This is a genomic window from Tistrella bauzanensis (assembly GCF_014636235.1).
Taxonomy (GTDB): domain Bacteria; phylum Pseudomonadota; class Alphaproteobacteria; order Tistrellales; family Tistrellaceae; genus Tistrella; species Tistrella bauzanensis.
Map to the genome: position 1 here is coordinate 1 of NZ_BMDZ01000167.1, position 1,707 is coordinate 1,707.

Below are 1,707 nucleotides of genomic sequence, written 5' to 3' on the forward strand. Positions count from 1 at the left end.
ACAGCCCCGGCATCCCCCACACTCCGCGTCCCGCTTCCACAGCCCCGCCACGCCCCAAAAGGGCAGGGGGGTCCGAGGGGGCCAATGGCCCCCTCGCCGCTTCCTTCTTTCCAGCTTTTCGCTTCGCCCATCGATCCGGGGCTTGATTTGGAAGCAATTCCTTCCTAATATATCTTCCATGATGAAACCGACCCCCCATCCCGATGAGCCCCGTGGTCCCGGCCGGCCGCGCGAATTCGATCTCGGCGAGGCGCTGGACAAAGCGATCGGCGTTTTCAGCGAGCGCGGCTATCACGCGACCTCTCTGAGCCGGCTGACCGCATCGATGGGGATCGCCGAAGGGAGCCTGTACAAGGCCTTCAAGGACAAGCGTGGGGTTTTCATCGCCGCCTTCGAGCGCTATGTGAGGCTCCGGAACGAGCATCTTGCGCAGGCGCTTGCATCGGCACCGACCGGTCGCGATAAAATCAGGACGGTTCTCAGCGTCTATGCGGAGGCGAGCCACGGCCCGACCGGCCGGCGCGGCTGCCTCGTCGTCGGCAGCGCCGTCGATCTGGCGAGTTCCGATCCAGAAATGGCGAGGCGTGTCACAGCCTCTTTCGACGCACACGAGACGCGCTTCATCGACTTTATCGGCCAGGGCCAGAAAGACGGTTCGATCTCATCGGACATCGATCCGATCGTGACGGCGCGCCTGCTGCTCTCGGTGGTCCAGGGCATGCGGGTTCTGGGCAAGACGAGCCGCTCTCGCGAGGAAATGGCGGCCCTCGCCCAAAGCGCGTTGAAGATGCTGGATTGATCTTTTTGACCAATTTGGAAGAGTTCACCCCCAAATTCGGGGCGTCTGTTTTGATCATTGCCACCGCTGAAACTGAACCTCGCCCCGTCCTGTCGAGACGGCTCGCCCTGCTGCTTGCGGCCGTGGGCGGGCTCATCGCCGCGAACCTCTATTATGCCCAGCCCTTGTTGATCGGCATCATCGCCCCTATGCCTCGCATCTGGTTCCCGAGGCGATGCGCGGGCGCATCGTCGGCCTGCTGATGAGCGGCCAGATGCTGGGCATCATGCTGGCACGGCCGATCGCCAGTCTGGTTGCCGATGAGGTTTCCTGGCACGCGGTGTTCGCCCAGTCGGCAATTTGTCTGCTCGCGGCCTTCATGGTTCTCGCCCGGGCATTGCCGCGGCGGATGCCGGCAACATCTCCGGACCGGCCGCTTCCCCGGGCCTATCGCTTTTGCGACCGAACCGCGCAGCATCCATTCGCATCCCCAGCCTTGAACCAGGAGTTCATCATGCAACACGACGTCATTCCGACCTCGGCCGAGGATACGCTGCCGCCATTCGATGCCGCGATGTTCTGGGCCAACTTCCGCCATGGCACCGTCACCGTGAACGGCGTGCGCCTTCACTTCGTTGAGGGCGGCCGCGGCGCACCGGTCCTGCTTCTGCCGGGATGGCCGCAGAGCTGGTATGTCTGGCGATATGTGATGCCGCTGCTTGCCGCCGCCGGACGGCGGGTCATTGCCCTCGACCCGCGCGGGATGGGCGATTCCGACCGGCCCGCGGCAGGCTATGACATGCGGACCGCGGCTGCGGACGTCCATGATACGGTCGAGGCGCTGGGACTAATACCAAGTCCCATGGACGGTCACCCATGTGCCCATGATCGCATGCCGATGGACATGATGAGCCACGGCTGATCGACGA

At 63.9% G+C, this 1,707-nt stretch carries 2 protein-coding genes and 2 pseudogenes; all 4 read left to right on the forward strand.

What is annotated here, in order from left to right; all coding sequences use genetic code 11:
• The first annotated feature begins 178 nt into the window (after positions 1–178).
• Entirely contained in the window at positions 179–799 is a 621-nt protein-coding gene (locus IEW15_RS25345; RefSeq protein WP_229708859.1) for a TetR/AcrR family transcriptional regulator, read from the forward strand.
• Entirely contained in the window at positions 796–1,041 is a 246-nt protein-coding gene (locus IEW15_RS25350) for a hypothetical protein (protein ID WP_188583300.1), read from the forward strand. The genes IEW15_RS25345 and IEW15_RS25350 overlap by 4 nt, the downstream gene beginning before the upstream one ends.
• A pseudogene (locus IEW15_RS26690) lies at positions 1,041–1,190 on the forward strand (MFS transporter); the annotation flags it as partial. The gene IEW15_RS25350 and the pseudogene IEW15_RS26690, both read left to right, overlap by 1 nt.
• Before the next feature lie 162 nt (positions 1,191–1,352).
• Positions 1,353–1,652: pseudogene (locus IEW15_RS26695) on the forward strand (alpha/beta fold hydrolase); the annotation flags it as partial.
• Between the last annotated feature and the right edge of the window lie 55 nt (positions 1,653–1,707).